The 934-nt window shown below is 61.5% G+C and carries 2 protein-coding genes; one reads left to right on the top strand and one right to left on the bottom strand.

Translation table 11 applies throughout. The annotated features are described in order from the left end of the window. Positions 1–224 (bottom strand): LysR family transcriptional regulator (locus PG892_RS22600; protein WP_333563694.1); only part of this gene is annotated, 224 nt, incomplete at its 3' end. A 144-nt stretch (positions 225–368) separates the two neighbouring features. On the opposite strand from PG892_RS22600, the gene PG892_RS22365 reads away from it, so the two are divergent. Then, positions 369–934: alpha/beta hydrolase (locus PG892_RS22365; RefSeq protein WP_270825919.1), on the top strand; the 566-nt coding region annotated here is incomplete at its 3' end.

Genomic DNA, 934 nt, shown 5'->3' on the forward strand with positions numbered 1-934 from the left:
AGCGGCCCGCCAAGCTCATCTTCCAAGCGGCGGATCGCGCGGGTCAGACTTGGCTGTGACACACCGCTCAAGCGAGCAGCTGCTGTGAAATTCAGCGTCTCGGCCAAGTTGATGAAATAGCTGACTTGATTGAGTTCCATAGTCCTTTGGCCCATGCGCCTGACTGATGCCTCTTCCGTGAGCCCGCCTTCGGAAAGCAGGCCACAGAAATATGCTTGGCGCATATAATCATGATCTAGGGGCTTGTCTATATGCGCCAGACATATAAATGATACTCTGAGATGACGCCTACTGGTTGGCGGTGCGCTCTGCTCAGCTCCGTCGAAGGTTCTGAGAGCGCAACCGCCAAGCCGCGAGCTGGAGGTTTGATGGACATGGCAGAAACAACATTCACGTTTGCGAGTGGAGCTGGCTCTCAGCTTTCCGGGCACCTCGAACCGCCAGAGGGAACGCCGCGGGGCTGGGCGATCTTCGCCCACTGCTTCACCTGCGGGAAAGACAGTCGCGCCGCCGTTTACATCTCGCGCGCGCTGTCGCGTGCGGGCATCGGGGTCTTGAGGTTCGATTTCGCCGGAACCGGGATCAGCGGTGGGTCGGGGGAACCTGTGAGTTTCGCGTCGGACGTCGAGGACCTTAGGGCTGCCGCAAAGGCGATGGCGGCGGCGGGTATGTCACCCTCCCTCCTTGTCGGGCACAGCCTGGGTGGCACCGCTGCGATCGTAGCCGCGGCCGAGTTGCCTGACGTTGCGGCGGTGGCGACGATTGGTGCGCCGGCCGACCTTCAGCATATCTTGCGGCTCTTCGGACCGAATGATCTGGACACCATCGCGAGCGAGGGCGAGGCCTCGGTGGAGATCGCCGGTAGGCCCTTCCTCATTCGCCGAGGGTTCCTTGAGGCGGTTGAGGGGATCGACGTCGAGAAGGCCATTGCCTC

It is taken from the genome of Aeromonas sp. QDB68, assembly GCF_027707405.1.
Lineage (GTDB): Bacteria > Pseudomonadota > Gammaproteobacteria > Enterobacterales > Aeromonadaceae > Aeromonas > Aeromonas caviae.